Here is a 19,896-nt window from a genome sequence, read left to right as displayed (position 1 = left end):
ACCACCGAGCGGAACGGAAGGAGCACCGTGACCGAGATGGACCGCCGGATCGCAGTGATCGGCATGGCCGTGCGGCTGCCTGGCGCCGAAGACGCGGTCGACCTGAGCTGGATGCTCCGCAACGACTCGGTCGAGGTCGACGAGGTGCCGGCCGGCCGTTGGGCCCGCGGGCTGTACCTCGGCGACGGTGACCACCAGGGCACCCACCACCGTGGCGGGTTCCTCCAGGACCCGTTCTCCTTCGACCACGAGGCGTTCGGGCTGAGCGCCGACGAGGCCGTCCTGCTCGACCCGCAGCAGCGGATGATGCTGGAGGTCGGCGCCCGCGCCCTGGAGGACGCCGGCTACCTGGCCCGCGACCGCAGGCAGGACATCGGCGTGTTCGTCGGTGCCCGGATGAACTCCTACGGCTTCGACCACGGCCGAGGGCTGACGCCCACCCCGCCGACCGACACGGACCGGCCGACGCCGGCCGCCCTCTGGGGACGGTCGCAGAACTTCATCGCGGCGTGGCTGTCGGACCGGTTCGACCTGTCCGGTCCGAGCCTCGTGGTGGACACCGCCTGCTCGTCGTCGTTGACCGCGGTCTGGCTGGCCTGCCAGAGCCTGGCCGCGGGGGCCTGCTCGACGGCGGTGGTGGGCGCGGTCGACCTGCTGATCGACCCGCTGACCTTCGTCCTGCTCTCCCGTAACGGGGCGCTGTCGCCGGAGGGCCTGTGCAAGACCTTCGACGAGCGGGCCAACGGCTACGTACCCGGTGAGGGCGCGGCGGCGCTGGTGCTCAAGCCGATGGCCGCGGCCGTCGCTGACGGCGACCTGATCCTGGGCGCGATCACCGAGGCCGTGGTGAACAACGACGGCCGCACGATGGGGGTGACCACGCCCAGCCTCGACGCCCAGATCGAGCTGATGACCAAGGCGTACGACAGGGTCGATCCCGGCACCGTCCAGTACGTCGAGGCGCACGGCACCGGCACCGCGATCGGTGACCCGATCGAGGTGCGTGCCCTGACCGAGGTCTTCGCCCAGCGGGGCGTCGTGCCCGGCTCGGTGGCGCTCGGGTCCGTCAAACGCCGCATCGGGCACCTGCACTCCGCCGCGGGCCTCGCGGGTCTCGCGAAGATCATCACCTGTCTGCGGGAGGGGCTGCTCCCCGGCACTCCGGTCGAGGCGCCCAACCCCCGGCTCAAGCTCGACCGGAGCCCCTTCTACCTGCCGGCCGACGCCCGTGCGTGGCCGGCGGCGCCGGTGCGGCGGGCCGCGGTGAGCGGGTTCGGCTTCGGCGGCACCAACGGACACGTCGTAGCCGAGGCGGTGCCGGTGGCGGCCGACCCGACCGGCCCGGCGGAGCTGGTCCCGCAGGTGCTGCCGCTCTCCGCGGACAGCCCGGACGGGCTGCGGGAACTCGTCGCCCAGTGGGTGGAGTTCCTGCCGTCGGCTGCGGACCGGCTCGGCGACGTCTGCGCCACGGCCCGCCTGGCACGACCCCACCGTGCCGCCCGGATCGCGGTGGCCGGCCACGACGCCGACGCGCTCGTGACGGCCCTGCGGGCCAGGCTGCTCCGCGCCGCCCCCGCCGACGCGACCCGGTCCCGCCCGGTGCCGGCCGCGATCCGTCCCGTTGACGCCCCCCGCCCGCCCGCATGGCTGTTGGCCGTCGACCGGTCGACCCCGGCGGTCCGGGAGATCGTGACCCGGTTCGAGGACGCGGTCGGCTGCCAACTCGTGGACTTCTCCGGCCGGCTGGTCGGCATCTGCTCCGGCATCGCCCTGACCGTGGCCCTGCGGGAACGCGGTGTGCCCGAAACCGCCGTGCGGCTACCCGAAGCGTGGGCGCCGCTGCTCGACTTCGCGTACGGACGGGTGCCCCTGGAGCAGGCACTCGCCGCCGTCGTCGGTGCCGACGAGGGAGCGCCGGCCGAGGACCTCGCCGGTGCGGTGGACGTCTGCGACCGGCTGGCCGGCGTCACCGACGTACCGGCGGTGGCGGGTGTCCTCGCCTCGATCGTCGCCGAGCTGCACGAATCCGGGCAGGACATCGACTGGAGTCGCTTCCAGGGCGACGTGGCCTGGACGAAGCAGCTGCTGCCGGTGGCCCAGCTACGTGGTACCTCGCTGGACCTGCGGGAGCCGATGCGCTCGCCGGAGCCCGGGGGACCGGTGATGCTGGACTCCGACGACGGCGCCGCCGGTTACGTCTTCTCCCGCCTGTTCGGGCCGGGCGAGGTGCCCATCGCCCAGCACTCCGTGTACCGCACCGCCATGCTGCCCGGAGTGGGGTGGTTCGACTTCCTGCGCCGCGGCGTCGAGGCGCGCGGCGACCGGTTCCACGGCGTACGAGACCTGCTGTTCCACCGTCCGCTGATCCCCGACGGCGCGCGCCGGGTGGTGTGCCGGGTCGACGGCGACGCATTGTTCACCGTCGAGGACACCGACGGCGCGTTCGTGACCGGCCGGTTCATCCGCGACGCCGAACCCGCGCCGGCACCGGTGCCGGTGACCGCCCTGCTGGAGACCTGCTCCCGAATCCACTCCGGGTCGGGTGTCTACCGGTGGTTGCGCCGCATCGGCTACCACCACGGTCGCTACTACCGCAACATCTCCTGGGTGGCGAGTCTGGCCGGTGGCGGCACGCTCGCCCGGATCGAGGGCGGCCGGCAGCGGGCGATGAACCCGGCGGACGTCAGCCTCTTCCCGGGCCTGCTGGACAGCGTGACCATCGCCGCGATCGACCCCGACAACCCGGTCTTCGGCACCGACGACGCGTCCGCGTTCATTCCGCTGTCGGTGGATCGGGTCGGGGTCTTCGGGTCCCTGGACGACGCGGCGTTCGTGCGGACCACCGTCGCGTTCTGGAACGAGGAGGCCTGCCGGGTCACCCAGGTGGTCACCGACGCCTCCGGGAACGTGCTGTTCGTCTTCGGGGACATCTCCTCGAAGCGGGTGCCGGCACGGGCCTTCGAGGGCAAGCGGACCGTCGAGGTGCAGTCCTCGGCGGGGCCTGACCTCCCGGCCGTGCCGGTGCCGCCCGTCGACCGCGTGGTGCCGCCCGCCGATCTCGTGGTGCCGCCCGCCGACCGCGTGGTGCCGGCCGCCGATCTCATGGTGCCGGCCGTCGACCGTGCGGTGCCGCCCGCCGTGACCGCCGATGCGCCCCCGTCCCGCACCGGGGAGGCGGCGGCACCGGCCGATCGGCCGGCACCGGCGGCCCGTACCGCGCCCGCCGTGCCGGTGCTCACCTGGTTCCTGGCCGAGGCGGGCATCAGTGACGACCATGCCGACACCGAGTTCCTCTCCGCCGGGCTGGACTCGATCAGCCTGGTCGGACTGAGTGACCGGCTTTCCCGGGAGCACGGGCTCTCGCTGTACCCGACGGTGTTCTTCGAGTACCCCACCCCGCGCAGCTTCGCCGACCATCTCGCCCGGGAGGAGCCCGAGTTCGTCGCCACGCTGACCTGGCCGTCCGGGTCACCCGCCGGAGAGGCCGCGGAGGCTGCCGCGACGGTGTCACCGGCGCGGAGCGCGGACCCGGAGGCGCCGCCCGGATCGGCGGCGACCGCCGATCCGGTGACGCCGCCGGAACCGGCGGGTCCGACGAGGCCGGCCGGTGCGGCGACCGAGAACGGTGGGCCGGTGACGACGCGGACCGGCGGCCGGGAGCCGGGACCCGAGGTGGCCCGGACCGATGCACCGGTGGCGACCGCCACCGCCGACGCCCCGAACCCCGAGTCATCCCCGCGTGACATCGCCATCGTCGGTGCCGCCGTGCGGGTGCCGACCGCCGGCAGTCTCGACGAGTTCTGGTCGCTGCTGATGGAGGGACGCGACACCGTCGGTCCGGTGCCCGCACAGCGGTGGAGCCAGCCGGACCACGATGGTACGCAGGCGTCCTTCCTGGAGCAGGTCGACCAGTTCGACCCCGCGCCGTTCCGGATCTCCGCGCGGGAGGCGCCGCTGATCGACCCCCAGGCCCGGATCGTGTACGAGACGATCTGGCAGGCCCTGGAGGACGCCGGCCGTCTCGGTGACCGGGGCGCCGGCAGCCGCACCGGCCTCTGGATCGCCTACAGCCACGACCACTACCACGAGGAGCGGGCCCGCCACGGCGTCTCCTCCGGGCGGGGCCTCGGCCTGGAGGCGATGATCCCGAACCGGCTGTCGCACCTGATGGACTGGCAGGGGCCGAGCCTGGTGGTGAACACCCTGTGCTCCTCGTCGCTGGTCGCCCTGCACTCGGCGGTACAACACCTGCGCTCGGGTGACATCGACACGGCGGTGATCGGTGGCGTGCACGCCGCCATCAGCCCCGAGTACTTCCAGTCGATGCGGGATCTGCGGGCCTTGTCCCCCCGTCACCGGTGCCGTGCCTTCGACGCGTCGGCGGACGGCTTCGTGCCCGGGGAGGGGGCCGTTGCGGTGGTCCTGCGGCGCAGTGCCGACGCGGTCCGTGACGGCGATCGGGTTCGGGCGGTGGTGAAGGGCGTCGCGGTCAACCACGGCGGGCGTACCACTCGCTACTCGGCCCCGAGCCCGAAGGGCCAGGCGGAGGTTGTGGGTGCGGCGTTGCGGGATGCGGGTGTGGATCCGGTGGGGATTCAGATGGTGGAGGCGCATGGGACGGGGACGGGTTTGGGGGATCCGATTGAGGTGGAGGGGTTGTCTCGGGCGTGGCGGGTGTTCACGGATCGGGTGCAGTTTTGTGGGATTGGTTCGTTGAAGTCGAATGTGGGTCATTTGGAGCCGGCTGCGGGTTTGGCTGGTGTGGTGAAGGTGGTGTTGGCGTTGGAGAACGGGGTGATTCCTCCGACGTTGCATGTGGTGCGGCCGAATGATCATATTCGGTTTGAGGAGTCGCCGTTCTTTGTGGTGGATCGGCCGGTGTTGTGGCCTCGGGGTGGGCGGGTTCGTCGGGGTGCGGTGTCGGCGTTTGGTATGGGTGGGGTTAATGCCCATGTGGTGGTGGAGGAGGCGCCGGTGGTGGGGCGGGCGCCGGTGGTGGGGCAGGACAGTTTTGTGGTGCGGGTGTCCGCGGCGTCGGAGGATGCGGTGCGGGTGTTGGCGGGGGCTTATGCGGATCGGTTGGTGGGGGTGTCGGGGGCGCAGGTGGGGGATGTGGCGTTCACGGCGAATGTGGGTCGGGCGGTGCATCGGTTCCGGGTTGCGGTGGCGGGTGCTGATGGTGATGAGTTGGCTGCGGGGTTGCGGCGGGTGGCGTCGGGGGATCGGCCGATTGGTCGGTTGGCCGGTCGGGGGCCGGTGACGGGGTTCTTGTTCACGGGGCAGGGTTCGCAGTATCCGGGGATGGGTGCGGGGTTGTATGCCGCGGAGCCGGTGTTCCGTGAGGCTATTGATGAGTGTGCGGGTTTGTTGGGTTCGTTGGATGGGTGGTCGTTGCCGGGGTTGTTGTGTGATGCGCCGGCGCAGGTGTTGGGGCAGACCGGGTTTGCGCAGGTGGCGATTGTTGCGGTGCAGGTCGGGTTGGTGCGGTTGTTGGGGTCGTGGGGTGTGGGTCCGCAGGTGGTGGCGGGTCACAGTGTGGGGGAGTTGACGGCGGCGTGGGCGGCGGGGGTGTGTGACCTGCCGGAGTTGATGCGGTTGACGCGGGCGCGGGCGCAGGCGATGCAGGCGCAGCCGTCGGGTGGGGCGATGGCGGTGGTGAATGCCGATGTTGATGTGGTGCATCGGTTGTTGGTGGAGCATCCGGGGGTGGAGGTCGCGGCTTACAACGGGCCGTCGAATGTGACGGTTGCCGGTGGGGTCGAGGCGGTGGACGGGTTCTGTCGGGCGGTGGGGCGTGGGCAGCGGTTGACGGTCAGTCACGCGTTTCATTCGGAGGCGATGAGTGCGGCGGTGCCGGTGTTCGCGGAGGCGGTGGCCGGTGGTGTGTTGCGGGCGCCGGGGATGCCGTTCGCGTCGACGATCACGGGTGGTTGGCACACCGGGGAGTCGGTGACTGATCCGCGGGTGTGGGCCGAGGGGATCCGTCGGCCGGTGCGGTATGCCGAGGCGGTGCGGTTGGTGCGTGAGGGTGGTGCGGAGGTGTTCTGGGAGATCGGTCCGCATCCGGTCCTGGTCCCGATCAGTCGTCAGGTTCTTCCCGAGGCGGGTCTGACCTGGCTGCACACCCTGCGTCGGGGTCACACCGACCAGCGTCAACTCCACGACAACCTCGTCGACTACTACAACCAGGGCCACACCGACCTGACCTGGCCCGCTCTGCACCACCAACGCGGGCACCGCACCACCACCATCCCCACCTACCCCTTCGAACGGGAGCGGTTCTGGATCTCGCCGGAACCGACCGGAGTCGATCCGGTGCCTGCTCCCGCGGCCCAGGAGACCGGGCCGCCCGCGCACCAGTTCCACCACCGTCCGGCGTCCCACCCCGGGATGCTGCTGAAGAAAGGTCGAGTGTGATGTCCAGCGAGTACGGGCTGAAGCGTCACTTCACCGGCGAGGCCGCCCGGCTCCTCGGCGGGAAGATCCGAACCGTTCTGCCGGGGTTCGACATCGACGGCTACGCCGAGGCCGTCGACCGACGGATCCCCGGCAAGGAACTCAAGGACCGGGTCCTGATCCTGGCCGAGGAGATGCGCAGCCGGTTGCCCGAGCGTTACGTCGACGCCGTCGAGGTGCTCGTGTCGATCCTCGGCGACGAGCTCGGTGAGGGCGACGGGATGTTCAACACCAGCTGGTACCTCATGCCGGTGGCCCGGTTCGTCGAGGAGTACGGCCTGGAGCATCCGGACGCGTCGCTCGACGCGCTGGAGGAGATCACCAAGCGCCACACGGGCGAGTACGCGATCCGGCCGTTCATCGAGGAGCACTACGACCTCACGATGAAGCGGATCGGGGCCTGGGCCCTCGACCCGAGTCTCAACGTGCGGCGTCTGGCCAGCGAGGGCGTCCGCCCCCGCCTGCCCTGGGCACGGACGCTCACCCGGTTCGTCGCGGACCCGCAACCGGTGCTGGAGATCCTGGAACCGCTGCGTAGCGACCCCTCGGAGTACGTCCGCAAGTCCGTCGCCAACAACCTCAACGACATCTCCAAGGACTCCCCGGCGATCGCCCTGGACACCGCCCGCCGCTGGCTGCGGGAGAGCCCCACCCCGCAGACCGCCTGGATCGTCCGGCACGGCCTGCGCACCCTGGTCAAGAAGGGCAACCAGGAGGCCCTCAGTCTGCTCGGCGCCACTGGCGGGGAACACGTCGAGGTGTCCGCGCTGCGGTGCTCGCCCCGTTCGGTGCGGGTCGGCGAGACGGTCATGCTGCGGCTCGACGTGACGAACACCGATCGACGGCCGCACAGCGTGACGGTCGACTACGTGGTGCACCACGTGCGGGGCAACGGGCGCACCATCCCCAAGGTGTTCAAGCTCGCCAGGGTCGACCTGGTCGCGGGGGAGCGGAGGATGATCGAGAAGGCCCACCCCGTGCGGGAGATCAACACCCGCCGCTACTACCCGGGTGAGCACCGCGTCGACATCCAGGTCAACGGCCTGGTGAAGGCCACCGACACGTTTGACCTGCTGTCATGACCACGCTCCGGCAACAGATCACCCCCGCCGACCCGGTGGCCGGTGACCACCGGATCAGCGGCGTGCCGGTGCTGCCGGCCGCCGCGCAGATCGACGCCATGCTCGTCGCCTGCGACACCGGCCGGCCCGGGTGGCGCTGGCAGCTCGACCGGGTCACCTTCCTCTCCCCGCTGACGGTGCGTGCGCCGATCGACGTCGAGACGACCGTCACCGACGGCGGCGTGTGCACTGTCAGCTCCCGTACCGGCGCACCAGGTGACCCCGAGGGCGCCGACCAGGTGACGCACAGCCAGGCGCAGGTCACCGGCAGCCCGCTGCCGGTTCCGCACTACCTGGACCTGGCACGGCTGCGGGCCGGCTGCGACGAGGAGTTGCCCCTCGCCGCGTTGGCCGACTGGCGGCGTACGACCGGCATCGACTACGGCCCGACCTACCAGGTGATCCGCGCGGCGTACCGGGGACCGGACCGGATGGTGGCGCTGATGCGGGCACCGGAGAGCCCGCAGCGGTCCTCGTTCGTGCCGGCGCCGCTGCTGGACGGTGTGTTCCAGTGTCTCGGGGCGCTGGACGAGGGCGCCGCGGGAGCATGCCTGCCCTGGTACGTGGGACGGCTGGTGGCCCGGCGTCGCATCTCGGGAACGGTCTGGGCGCTGATCGAGCGGACCGACCCGGACCAGCGGGGCGACGCTCTGGTACGGGGCCGGGCCACCCTGTGCAACCAGCAGGGCGAGGTGTTGTTGGAACTGGACCGGATCGCCCTCAAGAGCCCGAGCAGCCGGGCGAACCCGGTGCCGCCGCCCCGACCGGTCGGGTGGTCGGCGCCGTCGGCGGCGGCGCCGACCGCCGTCCGCCGGGCCGGTTCGATCCGCACGCCGATGTGGCGTGCCGTCCAGCCGACCCCCGAGCCACCGCCGGCCGACGGGACCACTCTGGTCGTGTCCCGCGACCCTGTCGATGCCGCGGGGCGGACGGTGCTCCGTCTCGCACCGGACGAGCTGAGCACCGAGCGCGTCGCCGACGTGCTCGGCGGCACCGCTCCCGGTGAGGTCGTGTACGTCGCGGCACGCGATTCCCGCGACGGGGCCCGGGTGATCGACGATCTGCACCGCGTCTTCGCCATGCTGCGCCAGCTCGCGGCCCGGCCACCCATGCCCGACCTCACCGTCGTCACCACGGTGGCGCACCAGGTGACCGGGCAGGAGCGGGTGGAGCCGTTCCAGACGGCGCTGTGGGGACTGGTGCGGACGCTCCGGGTCGAGTATCCGCGCGCCCGCGTCCGGCTGGTCGACGTCGACGACGGGGTGCCACCGGCCGGGTTCCGTCACGCCGAGCCGGAACTGGCCTGGCGGAACGGATCGTGGTACGCGCCGTCGCTCACCGCGGTGTCCGCCGGCCCGGACCGGGTGCCGAACGGCGGTGGACGGTTCCTCGTCATCGGGGGCATGGGCGGCATCGGGCTGCACGTCGCGGAGTTCCTGGCCCGGCAGGGCTGCGCACACCTGACCCTCGTGGGCCGTACCGTTCCCGACGGCGGCGAGGCCCGGGAGCGGCTCGACCGGCTCGCCGCGACCTGCGACCTCGCGGTCGTCCGGGCCGACGTGCGGGAACTGTCGGAGGTGCTGCGCGGCACCCCCGCGTTCGACGGTGTGTTCCACGCCGCCGGGGTGCTGCGCGACGGCCTGCTGCGCTCGCTGTCACCCGACCGGATCGACGAGGTCTTCGCTCCGAAGATCGCCGGTGTCCACGCTCTCGACGAAGCACTACCCCGCGACGCCCGGCCGGGGTTCGTCGTGCTCTTCTCCTCCGTCGCCGCCGTGCACGGAAACCTCGGGCAGAGTTCGTACGCGACAGCCAACGCCTACCTGGACGGCTACGCCGCCCGCAGACGCGCCGAGGGCGAGTCGTGGTACAGCCTCAACTGGGGTCTGTGGGCGGTCGGCATGGGCGAAGGCGTCGCGGCCGGTGCGAGCGCCCGGGGGATACCGGCCCTCACGGCTGCCGACGGCATCGACCTGCTCCAGGAGACGTTGCACCTGAGTCCCGCCAACTATGTCCTGTCCGCCGCTTCGATCCCGAAGGACGATCAGATGACTGTTGTGGTACCGGCAAGCCACCTGTGGGAACCGCTTGCGGACATCCTCAGGAACATCCTGCACGTCAAGGACGTGTCTCCCGACGACAACCTGCTGGATCTGGGGCTGGACTCGATGATGGCGGTCGAGGTGACCGCCGCGTTGGCCAAGCACGGTCTGGACGTCGACCCGATGGTGTTGTTCGACAATCCCGGACTCGACGCCCTGCTGCGCCACCTGGACAGCATCCCGGCCGGGGGAACCGAGCCGACCGCCGGACCACCGGCCAGCCGGCAGCCCTCGACCCCACCGGTGGCCGCCAGCCCGGCGGCAGCGCTCCTCGCCGGAACGACCAGCCCAGGCGGCACGCCCCGTACGCCGGAACCGGTCCCCTCCCCGTCCGTCGCCGCGCCCCGCACCCAGGCCTCGTCGGTCGTCGACTGGGACCGCTTCCGTAGCGTCACGACGGGGACCGAGCCGGTGTCCGGCGGGACTGCCGTCCCGACGCCCGTGCCGGGCTCGCCCGCCCGGGGTGGGACGCCGTCCGCGCCGCGCTCCGCCCCGGTCCCGCCGTCGCCGGCCCGGCCCGCACCGTCCTCCGCTCCGGTGGCACGGTTCGCTCCGGCCACGGAGGCACCGGCGTACCCGTCGGGCTCCGGAACGTCACCGTCGCCGGCACCGCACGCACCGATGCGAGCGTCCACCGGTGACACGCTCCGGTCGACCGGTCGGATTCCCCGCCGGACGCTGCCCGGCCGTCTCCACGATCTGCCCGACGGGTCGTTCGTCGACCGTCGCATCGACGCCCTCTCCGCCGAGGACCGCGAGATCATCGCCCGCGACGACTACTTCTACGAGCCGGTCGTCGAGGACGCGAAGGGGGCCTGGATCAGGTTCGACGGCCGGTGGTTCCTCAACCTGGCGTCCTACAGCTACCTGGGCCTCATCGGACACGACTACATCGACGCCCAGGCGCACCGCGCCGTCGAGCGGTACGGCACCGGCGCGCACGGGGTGCGACTGCTCGCCGGGACACTGCAACTGCACCGCGAGTTGGAACTGACGATCGCCCGGTTCCTCGGCACCGAGGACGCCGTCGTCTTCTCCAGCGGGTACATCGCCAACGTGGCGACCGTCGGCGCCCTGGTCGGCCCGGACGACGTGATCATCGGCGACGTCTACAACCACGCGAGCATCCTGGACGGCTACCGGCTGTCCGGCGCGAACGTCGTGACCTACGCGCACAACGACCTGGCCGATCTGGAACGGGCGCTGCGCCGTACCGAGGGCGCCGGTCGGCTCGTCGTCACCGACGCCGTCTTCAGCATGGACGGCGACGTCGCCGACCTGCCGGGGATCGTCGAGCTGTGTGAACGCCACGACGCGATGTTGATGGTCGACGAGGCGCACAGTCTGGGTGTGCTGGGCGCGACCGGTCGCGGCATCATCGAGCACTTCGGCCTGGACCCCGCGCGGGTGCCGGTGAAGATGGGGACGCTGTCCAAGACGGTGCCGAGTGCCGGCGGCTACGTCGCCGGGTCCAGCGATCTGATCTTCGCGCTGAAGAACAACGCGCGCGGCTGGATGTTCTCCGCGGCGGCAACCCCGGCGCAGGTGGCGGCGGCCAAGGCGGCGTTCGAGGTGATGACCGTGGCCAGCCACCTTCCGGATGAGCTCCGCGCCCGCACCGACCGCTACCGGCAGAAGCTGCACCAGCTCGGCTTCGACACCCGGGTCAGCACGACGCCGGTGGTGCCGATCTACTGCGCCAGCGCGGAACAGGCACAGGCGATGGCCCGACTGTGCCAGCAGGACGGCCTGTTCGTGCAACCGATCGTCTACCCCACCGTGCCGAAGGCGCTGCCCCGGCTGCGGACCATCGTGAACCTCAGTCACACCGACGGCGACCTCGACGAGGCCGTCGCGATTCTCGAGAAGGCCGGACGCCAGGTCGGCCTGATCGGCTGACGAACCCCGTCCAACCACCAACCGAACTGTTCAGGAGGCGATCGTGAGCGAGATCAACACGGCGGCGTTCTTCGGGGCGGTCCTGAAGGCCGTGGCCTGCACCCCCAACCACAACGACGACCGCGCCGAGTACGCCGAAGGGGTGCTGGCGCCCGTTGCCCGGATCCGGGAGTTCGAGAAGGAGGTGGGGGGCCGACCCCTCACCTCGGCCGAGGCCGAGCAGGTCCTGAGCTGGCTGGACATGGTGCTGCGGACCAAGCGGACCTCCCGCGAGGACCTGGAGCACCACCACCGACAGATCGTCCGGGCCGCCGGGACGGAACTGCCGATGGGCGTGCTCGCCTGAGGATCCGACAGCCGGGTGCGCTCCCGTCGCCGGGAGCGCACCCGCACGGGCGGGAGTGTGGACACCGCACCGTTCCGCACCCCGACGTCGTACGTCACCGACAATCGACGAGGACGTGAACAGCATGCCGAATCTCGCGTGGTACAGCCACGAGATCTGCTTCTGGCACGATCCGGGCTCCGGATCGGGCTACCTGCCGGTCGGGCCGGGCATCGAGCCGCTGCGCCAGTTCGCCGTGGATCCGGACCTGCGTCGGGCCGAGGGACTGGTCAAGGCCTCCGGCGTGATGGACCGCTTCACCCCGGTCACGCCGACGCCGGCGACGGACGAGGACCTGATGCTCGTGCACACCCCCGAGCACATCGGGCGGGTCGAGGCCGCGTCGGCGCTCGGATCGGGCGACGCCGGCGTGTACGCGCACGTCAACTACCACAGCGCCCAGGCGGCACGGTTGGCGGTGGGCGCGTGCGTGCAGGCCACCGAAGCTGTGCTGGACGGGTGGGCCGACCGGGCGTACTGCCTGGTCCGCCCGCCCGGGCATCACGCGGAGCCGGACCGGGCGATGGCGTTGTGCCTGTACAACAACGTGGCGGTCGCCGCGCGAGCCGCCCAGCGGGCCGGAGTACGCCGCATCCTGGTCGTCGACTGGGACGTGCACCACGGCAACGGCATCCAGCGCACCTTCTACGAGGATCCCGACGTGCTGTACGTCTCCATCCACCAGGAGGGACTGTTCCCCCCGGCGTCCGGTCTGGTGGGTGAGACCGGCGTCGGCGCCGGCACCGGCGCGACCCTGAACGTGCCGTTGCCCGCGGGGTGCGGGCACGAGGCGTACCTCGCCGTGGTCGACCGGGTCGTGACACCGGCGGCGCGGACCTTCGCCCCGGAACTGATCCTGGTCGCGGCGGGAGTCGACGCCGGGGGGCACGACCCGATGGGTCGGATGATGTGCACCAGCCGGACCTTCCACGCCATGACCACGCGGCTGTGCCACCTGGCCGACGAGCTGGCCGCGGGGCGGATCGTCTTCGCCCACGAGGGCGGCTACTCGGCCTGGTACCAGCCGATGCTGATCCTGGCGACCGTGAGTGCGATCGCCGGCCTGCCGGAGCCGCAGGACCCGTTTCTGCACTCGCTGGAACATCTGCCCGGGCAACGCCTCAGGCCGCACCAGACACGGGTGATCGAGCACCTTGCCGCCCACCATCCGCTGCTCAACAGCACGAGGGACCACGATGGTCGACTGGCTGATCAGGCTCGGTGAGCCGCCGTCCGGGGGGCGTCGACCCCGGCTGCGGATCATCGCGCTGCCGCATGCCGGGGGCTGGCCGACCGCCTTCCGGCCCTGGCGGTCGGTGCTGCCCGAGGACGTCGAACTGCTGGTCGGTCAGCTGCCCGGCCGGGGCCGACGGGTCGACGAGCCGTCGTTGCGTCAGGTCGACCCTCTCGTCGACGGTCTGGCTCGGGCGGTCGCCGACCTCGACCCGGCACCGTACGTCGTCGTCGGTCACAGCTTCGGCAGCGTGCTCGGCTACGAGTTGACCAGGGCGATGGAACGGCGGGGCCGGCCGCCCCGGCTGCTGGTCGTTTCCGCGCGGCAACCGCCCAGCTTTCCCAGCGAGCCGCCGTTCGCGCATCTCCACAGTGACGCCGACCTGTTGGCGCACCTGCTGGAGATCGGCGGGATGGCGCCGGAGTGGACCGACCGCCCGGACTTCGTCCGACTGGTCCTCGCGGCGGTGCGGGCGGACCTCGAGGCGATGGAGACCTACCGCCGGCCATTGTCGGGAACGGATGTGCCGATCCTGTCGCTGGGTGCGCACGACGATCCGGTCGTGGTCGCCGACCGGCTGCATCTGTGGTCGTTGGAGACCACCGGTGCGTTCCACCGGCTGATGTTCACCGGCGGCCACTTCTACCTGTACGAACCAGCCGTCGCGGCGACTGTCGCGCAACATTTGGAGACTCTTCGGGTTCTGTCGGGGCGGCTTCCGCGGAACTGTCGTACCCCTCGAAGATAATGCTCTGACCCTCACACGGACACCGAACCGACCCGCGGCACGGGATCCGGTTCGCACCAACCCGAAAGGACTGATGTTGAACACCACCGTCGAGCCTCGGGCCGGGCTGCGCGAATGGCTGGGACTCGCCATCCTGGCTCTCCCGACGCTTCTGTTGTCGATCGATGTGAGCGTGCTTCACCTCGCGGTTCCACACATCGGTGAAGATCTTTCCCCGAGTGCCTCCCAGATGCTGTGGATCATCGACATCTACGGCTTCATGATCGCCGGTTTCCTGGTGGCGATGGGCACCCTGGGGGATCGGATCGGCAGGCGGCGACTGCTGCTGATCGGCGCCGCCGCGTTCGGAGTCGCCTCGGTGTTCGCCGCGTACGCCACGGATCCGGTCGCGCTGATCGCCGCGCGCGCCGCCCTGGGCGTCGCCGGTGCCACCCTGATGCCCTCCACCCTGGCGCTGATCAGCAACATGTTCCGCGACCCGCAGCAACGCGGACTCGCCATCGCGGTGTGGGTCACCATGTTCTCCGTCGGCATCGCGCTCGGCCCGGTCGTCGGTGGGCTCTTCCTGGAGTTCTTCTGGTGGGGTTCGGTCTTCCTGCTCGGCGTGCCGATCATGCTGCTGCTCCTGGTCGCCGGGCCACGGCTGCTCCCGGAGTACCGCGCCGAGCGGGCGGGCAGGATCGATCTGGCGAGCGTGGCGCTGTCCCTGGCCGCCATCCTGCCGGTCATCTGGGGCATCAAGGAGTTGGCCAAGGAGGGCCCCAGCCCGCTGTCCATCCTGGCGGTCGTGGTGGGCCTGGTCGTCGGCGTGACCTTCGTGCGGCGGCAGCGGGTCCTCGCCGACCCCCTGATGGACGTGCGCCTGTTCCGCATCCGCCGGTTCACCGTCATGCTCACGGCGATGCTGTTCAGCATGCTCATCGCCGGTGGGACCTACCTCTTCGTCACGCAGTACCTGCAACTCGTCTCGGGCCTGTCGCCGATGCGCGCCGGGCTCTGGCTGTTGCCGGCCGCCATCGCGCTGATCATCACGTCGATGCTCGCCCCGGTGCTCGCCCAGCGGTTCCGCCCGGCGTCCGTGGTGGCGGTCGGCCTGGTTGTCTCGGCGGTCGGTCACTTCATGCTCGCGACCGTGGGTAGCACGGACGGGCTGGCGCAGCTGGTGACCGGTTTCGCGCTCGTCTACGCCGGTGGCGGGCCGCTGATCGCTCTGGGCACCGACATGGTGGTGGGGTCGGCGCCGCCCGAGCAGGCCGGCTCCGCGTCGGCGATCTCCGAGACCAGCACCGAACTCGGCATGGCCCTGGGGGTCGCGGTGCTGGGCAGCATCGGCACCGCCGTGTACCGGTCCCAGATCACCGTGCCCGACGGATTCACCGGAGACGCCACCGCCGCGGAGGAGACCCTCACCGCCGCGGTGTCAAGGGCGGCGCAACTCCCCGGTGATCTTGCTTCCGCGCTGCTGACCTCGGCGCGGGACGCCTTCACCGGGGGTCTGAACACGGTGGGTGCGATCAGTGCCACCGTGACCGTGCTGCTCGCGGTCCTGGTCGTGGCGGCGGTCCGGGACCGTGCGTCGCGGGACGAGCAGCCCGCGGACGGGAGCGAAGAGAAGATGCCCGCGCAGACCGAGGGCGCCGTCCGCTAGGCGCCGCCTCCGGGGTCGCCGCCGGCTACCCGGTCGCCGGACGGCTTCGCCCCGCGCACACCCGCCGCTGTCGTCGGCGGGTGTGCGCGGGCGTTCCGGTTCTGCGGCTCCGTCAGCGCTCGCCGTGCCGGAACCGATCGGGGCGGGGACTATGCCGCGAAGGCGGCGGCGAACTCCGGCGAGGGCGGGATCGGGGTGATGACGTCCACGAGCACCCCGCTGGGATCGGCGATGATGAAATGGCGCTGGCCGAAATCCTCACTGCGCAGGTCGAGCACCGGTGGCAGACCCGCCCTGGTGACCAGCCGGGCGTACTCGGCGTCGACATCGGTCACCTCGAAGTTGAGCAGCATTCCCCGCACGGGGCGGCGATAGTCGGCCGGCATCGTCGGGTGCGTGGCGTCGAGCAGCGCCAACTCGTAGTTCGGCGGTGTGGGTCGACGCAGGCTCACGTACCAGTCAGCTCCGAAGGTCTGTTCGAATCCGAACAGCTCGGTATAGAACTTGGCCGATTCGGCGAGCTTGTTGGTGCAGATGACCGGATAGAAGCTCGACAGAGTGGACGAAAGGCTCTCATGTTGCGTCATCTGTGATCCTGTGCTTGGAAACGTCAAGACGCGACCATGCTAAGTGGGCACAGGAACGGAAAGCGTCAAGGCGGGCATCCGAGTGGCGGCCGTGTCGCGTTTCCCCGTAAGTGAACACATCTCGATGAAATGCGAATCACGAACGTTCATCGTATTCAGGGTGGCGCCGAGATGTTTCGAGCTGACCCAGAATCGGGTCGCGGGGGCACTCTGGCACCGCCAGGTCCGCCGCCGTGGGCACGGCCTGCGGACTCGCGCCGGCACGATGCGGTACGGCCGCTGACCGCCGGCCGTCATCCGCCTCTGGTGATCACACCACAGGCCGGAACACGGAAAGCGCCACAATCCCGGTCGCCCCGGCGTGCCGGGCGCAGGACCGCTCACGTGTCCGAATCGTCGAAACGGACCTCGGCGCGGGTGTCAGTTCGTGAAGTCCGCCTTGTGGTCCACCGCCCACTCGGCGAAGGTCCGCGCCGGCTTGCCAAGAACCTTCTCGACGGTGGGGTCGATGTCCTCAGGCCCGTCGAGAGCCTCCTCGTAGTAGCGGATCCTGGTCTCGATGATCCCCGGCTTGTCTGCCGGGCTGATGACCCCGTCCCGGATCAACTCCTGCAGGCGAGGCTCGAAGAGCGCGCGTAGCTCGGCGCGTGTCTCATCGCCCGTGATGTCCTCGAAAGCCAACTCACGGCCGATCGCCTGGCCGATGAGGGCAAGTTGCTCGGCCTGAGTGATGCTGTCACCGCCGGTTATGTGGTACTTGGCCCCGTCGTGGCCTTCCTGGAGCAGGGCGCAGGTGCTCACCTCGGCAATGTCCCGCTCATGGATCGAGGACAGGTAGGAGTGCGCGTAGTGAAGCCGCACCGGCCGGCCCTGCTTGACGGAACCAGCCCACAGGAGGGAGTTCGCGGCGAACGCGCCCGGACGCACGAACGTCCAGGACAAGCCGGACTGCTCGATCGCATGCTCCGTCGCCCGGTGCCACCGGGCGATCCAGTGGTCCGGATCCCGGCCGGCGGCGGCCAGGGAGGACAGGAGCACGACGTACCTGACGCCGGCGGCCTTCGCGGCCTCCAGGACCCCTTCAATGCCAGCCGGCTGGTTGTAGAGGAACATCTTGTCCACGCCCTGAAGCGCCTGCTGGAACGTCTTCGGGTCGGTGAGATCCGCTCTGCGGGCGTCAACCTCCGCCGGCAGGTCGAGCGTCTCGGGATTGCGGGAGGTCGCCCGTACGTCCGCTCCGGCCCGCAGCAGGAGGTCTACGACGTTACGACCGACGTTGCCGGTCGCGCCAGTTACCAAGATCGTCATGGTTCCCCCACGTGGCTTGATCCTGCTCCTCCACCCACCGGTTGACGTCCGCGGTGGGCGACCTGTGAGGCCAATCGACGTCGTTCGTCATCTCGGCCCTCACCCGACCGTGGTGCAGAGGTGTTCCTGGACGCCGCCGATCCTCACTGGGATGGCATCCATCGACCGCAGCGACTATATCCGGTTGGCCTCACCGAGCGGAAGATCCTGAAGCTGTGCCGGTTTGCCGATGTCCGTCGCGACTGCGGCGACGATCTGGACGATTTCCTGCCGATGGCCTGATGGATGCGCCTGTGTCGTCGATTTCATCCTGTTTGATCCGCGCCGGGAGTGGGCGGCCGCCCGGAGTCGTCGCCGATCGCGTAGGCCAGGATCCTGTGGGACTAATGCTTGAGGGGATGCTCAGGTCCGTCAATGTCTGTTACACAGTGGTTCCCTGGCCCTCAGGAACTTGTGGAGAGAAGAATGTCGAAGCCCAATGTGGTGATCGCGGGTGCCGGACCGACAGGACTGATGCTGGCCTGCGAACTGCGGCTGAGTGGGGTCGAGGTGACGGTGCTGGACCGGCTCGCCGGCCGCTCCGGCGAGTCACGTGCCGCGGGCATGCACGTCCGCACACTGGAAGTGCTGGACCAGCGGGGGATCGTCGAGCCGTTCATCGCTGCGGGCAGACCGATGCCGAGCGGGCTCTTCGCCAAGCAGCGGCTGGACCTCACCCGGCTCGAGACGCGCTATCCGTTCTCGCTGATGCTGTTGCAGACCAGGACCGAAGCGCTGCTCGACCAACGGCTCGCCGAACTCGGCGTGCAGGTGTGCTGGTCGTCGGAAGTGGTCGGAGTGCGCCAGGACGACAGCAGTGTGGCCATCGACGTTCGGCGGCCGGACGGATCGGTGTCGACCATGCTGGCCGACTACCTGGTGGGCTGTGACGGGGGACGCAGCACGGTCCGCAAACTCGCGGGAATCGGCTTCCCCGGCACCCCGGCGACGCTGACCGCCATGCTCGGTGACGTTGAGCTGACGGAACCGCCGGACGGGCCGACGGTCGTGGCGGGAGAGAAGGGCAACGTCTCGGTGCTGGGCCACGAACCTGGCTGGTACCGGGTGTTCACCACCGAGTACGACCTGGTGATCGCCCGGGACGAACCCATGACGCTCGAGCGGTTGCGGGACTCGACGATGCGAATTGCCGGCACGGACTTCGGCATGCACAGCCCGCGCTGGCTCTCGAGCTTCGGTGACGCCGCACGGCAGGCCGACCGGTTCAGGCTCGGCCGGGTGCTGCTCGCGGGCGACGCCGCACACGTCCACTTCCCGGCCGGCGGCCAGGGCATGAACGTGGGCATGCAGGACGCGGTGAATCTCGGTTGGAAACTCGCCGCGGTGGTCAACGGCCACGTGTCGGACGACCTGCTCGACACTTATCACAGCGAGCGCTCCGCCGTCGCCACCCAGGTGCTGCAGAACACTCGCGCGCAGACTGCGCTGGCCCGTCCCGGCGCGCATGCGGACGCCCTCCGTGACGTGTTCGCCGACCTCGTTGCCATCGACGAGGTGAACCAGATGCTCGCCGGCATGATCAGCGCGCTGGACATCCGCTACCCGCTCGGCGACGGGTGTCCGTGGCTCGGCCGCCGGTTTCCCGACCTCGACCTGAGCCTGCCCGACGGTGACACCAGGTTGTTCAACCTGCTGCACACCGCGAGACCGGTTCTGCTCAACCTGAGCGACGACGTGCGTCTTCTCGCCGAGCTGACAGCCGCCACCACGGGATGGAGCGACCGCGTCGACATCGTCGACGCCCGCTGCCGCGGTCGGCTGCCCGTGGCCGTTACCGACGGCGGGCTCCCCTCGCCCGAAGCGGTCCTCATCCGCCCCGATGGACACACCGCCTGGATCACTTCCGTCGGGGAGGTCCCCGACCTCACGGCTCTCACATCCGCGCTCACCACCTGGTTCGGCCCTGCCGGCCCTGCCGGCCCTGCCGGCCCTGCCGAGCCGGAGGTGTGGGGTGAGGGTGAGCGCGGGGAGTTGGTCGACCAGGTGTGACCCGCGTCCGCTGCTTGGGTGGACCTGACGGTCCCGGTGCTGACGCTCAGCCCATGCCATTTACCATAATGATTCTCTATATCGGCGGGATTCGTGTCGGCGCGAATCCCGCCGGTATCGCAATGCCGTGATGCCGTGATGCCGCGAACTATCAATCGGGGGGATGCGGGCAGCTCATTCTTTGGCTATCGTCCGACCGGGACAATTGTCCGTCCGCCCAACCATGCGGACTCAGGCATTCGAACGCGATGGGAGGGATTCGTGACCACCACTGCCGACACCGCGGTCGAGATGGTCGGTTCTCCGCTCCGTACGGGGCACGCGCAGATCACCGCATTGATTGCTCGGAGGGTCCCCGC

The 19,896-nt window shown here is 70.4% G+C and carries 11 protein-coding genes and 1 pseudogene; 10 read left to right on the top strand and 2 right to left on the bottom strand.

Going from position 1 to position 19,896, the window contains the following annotated elements; genetic code table 11:
* Positions 1-36: 36 nt before the first annotated feature.
* The 8 genes and pseudogenes from GA0070616_RS02625 (at position 37) to GA0070616_RS02595 (ending at position 15,593) form a co-directional block, all read left to right on the top strand.
* On the top strand, positions 37-6,417 hold the full coding sequence (locus GA0070616_RS02625; RefSeq protein ID WP_245712929.1) for a type I polyketide synthase: 6,381 nt from the start codon (positions 37-39) through the stop codon (positions 6,415-6,417).
* On the top strand, positions 6,417-7,538 hold the full coding sequence (locus GA0070616_RS02620; protein WP_091075660.1) for a DNA alkylation repair protein: 1,122 nt from the start codon (positions 6,417-6,419) through the stop codon (positions 7,536-7,538). Before GA0070616_RS02625 ends, GA0070616_RS02620 begins: the two co-directional genes overlap by 1 nt.
* Positions 7,535-9,412 (top strand): annotated as a pseudogene (locus GA0070616_RS29390) (SDR family NAD(P)-dependent oxidoreductase); the annotation flags it as partial. The gene GA0070616_RS02620 and the pseudogene GA0070616_RS29390, both read left to right, overlap by 4 nt.
* Before the next feature lie 66 nt (positions 9,413-9,478).
* Positions 9,479-11,578, top strand: coding sequence for an aminotransferase class I/II-fold pyridoxal phosphate-dependent enzyme (locus tag GA0070616_RS29385; protein WP_425412981.1), 2,100 nt, complete (start codon positions 9,479-9,481; stop codon positions 11,576-11,578).
* Positions 11,579-11,621: 43 nt separating this feature from the next.
* A complete protein-coding gene (locus GA0070616_RS02610) occupies positions 11,622-11,924 on the top strand; it encodes a DnaD domain-containing protein (protein WP_091075653.1) in 303 nt (100 codons plus the stop codon).
* Positions 11,925-12,048: 124 nt separating this feature from the next.
* The gene (locus GA0070616_RS02605; protein ID WP_091075649.1) at positions 12,049-13,188 is read left to right on the top strand and encodes a class II histone deacetylase; all 1,140 of its coding nucleotides are present in this window, start codon (positions 12,049-12,051) and stop codon (positions 13,186-13,188) included.
* Positions 13,160-13,945: a thioesterase II family protein gene (locus tag GA0070616_RS02600; protein WP_091075646.1), complete on the top strand. Its 786-nt coding sequence runs from the start codon at positions 13,160-13,162 to the stop codon at positions 13,943-13,945. The genes GA0070616_RS02605 and GA0070616_RS02600 overlap by 29 nt, the downstream gene beginning before the upstream one ends.
* Before the next feature lie 73 nt (positions 13,946-14,018).
* Positions 14,019-15,593 carry an MFS transporter gene (locus GA0070616_RS02595; protein ID WP_091075642.1) on the top strand — a complete coding sequence of 525 codons (1,575 nt, stop codon included), beginning with the start codon at positions 14,019-14,021 and terminating at the stop codon, positions 15,591-15,593.
* 149 nt (positions 15,594-15,742) lie between these two features.
* Here the strand turns inward: GA0070616_RS02595 and GA0070616_RS02590 are convergent, their stop codons facing one another.
* Positions 15,743-16,180, bottom strand: a complete 438-nt coding sequence (locus GA0070616_RS02590) for a VOC family protein (protein ID WP_091075639.1) — start codon at positions 16,178-16,180, stop codon at positions 15,743-15,745.
* A 420-nt stretch (positions 16,181-16,600) separates the two neighbouring features.
* On the bottom strand, positions 16,601-17,488 hold the full coding sequence (locus GA0070616_RS02585) for an NAD(P)H-binding protein (RefSeq protein WP_091075636.1): 888 nt from the start codon (positions 17,486-17,488) through the stop codon (positions 16,601-16,603).
* Positions 17,489-17,608: 120 nt separating this feature from the next.
* On the opposite strand from GA0070616_RS02585, the gene GA0070616_RS27940 reads away from it, so the two are divergent.
* Together GA0070616_RS27940 and GA0070616_RS02580 are read left to right on the top strand one after the other, a co-directional pair.
* On the top strand, positions 17,609-17,770 hold the full coding sequence (locus tag GA0070616_RS27940; RefSeq protein ID WP_175439964.1) for a hypothetical protein: 162 nt from the start codon (positions 17,609-17,611) through the stop codon (positions 17,768-17,770).
* Positions 17,771-17,953: 183 nt separating this feature from the next.
* Entirely contained in the window at positions 17,954-19,537 is a 1,584-nt protein-coding gene (locus GA0070616_RS02580) for an FAD-dependent monooxygenase (RefSeq protein WP_091075632.1), read from the top strand.
* The last annotated feature ends 359 nt before the right edge of the window (positions 19,538-19,896 follow it).

This window comes from Micromonospora nigra (assembly GCF_900091585.1).
GTDB lineage: Bacteria > Actinomycetota > Actinomycetes > Mycobacteriales > Micromonosporaceae > Micromonospora > Micromonospora nigra.
Note: the sequence above shows the minus strand (reverse complement) of the source record. Positions and strands in the feature narration are given on the sequence as shown.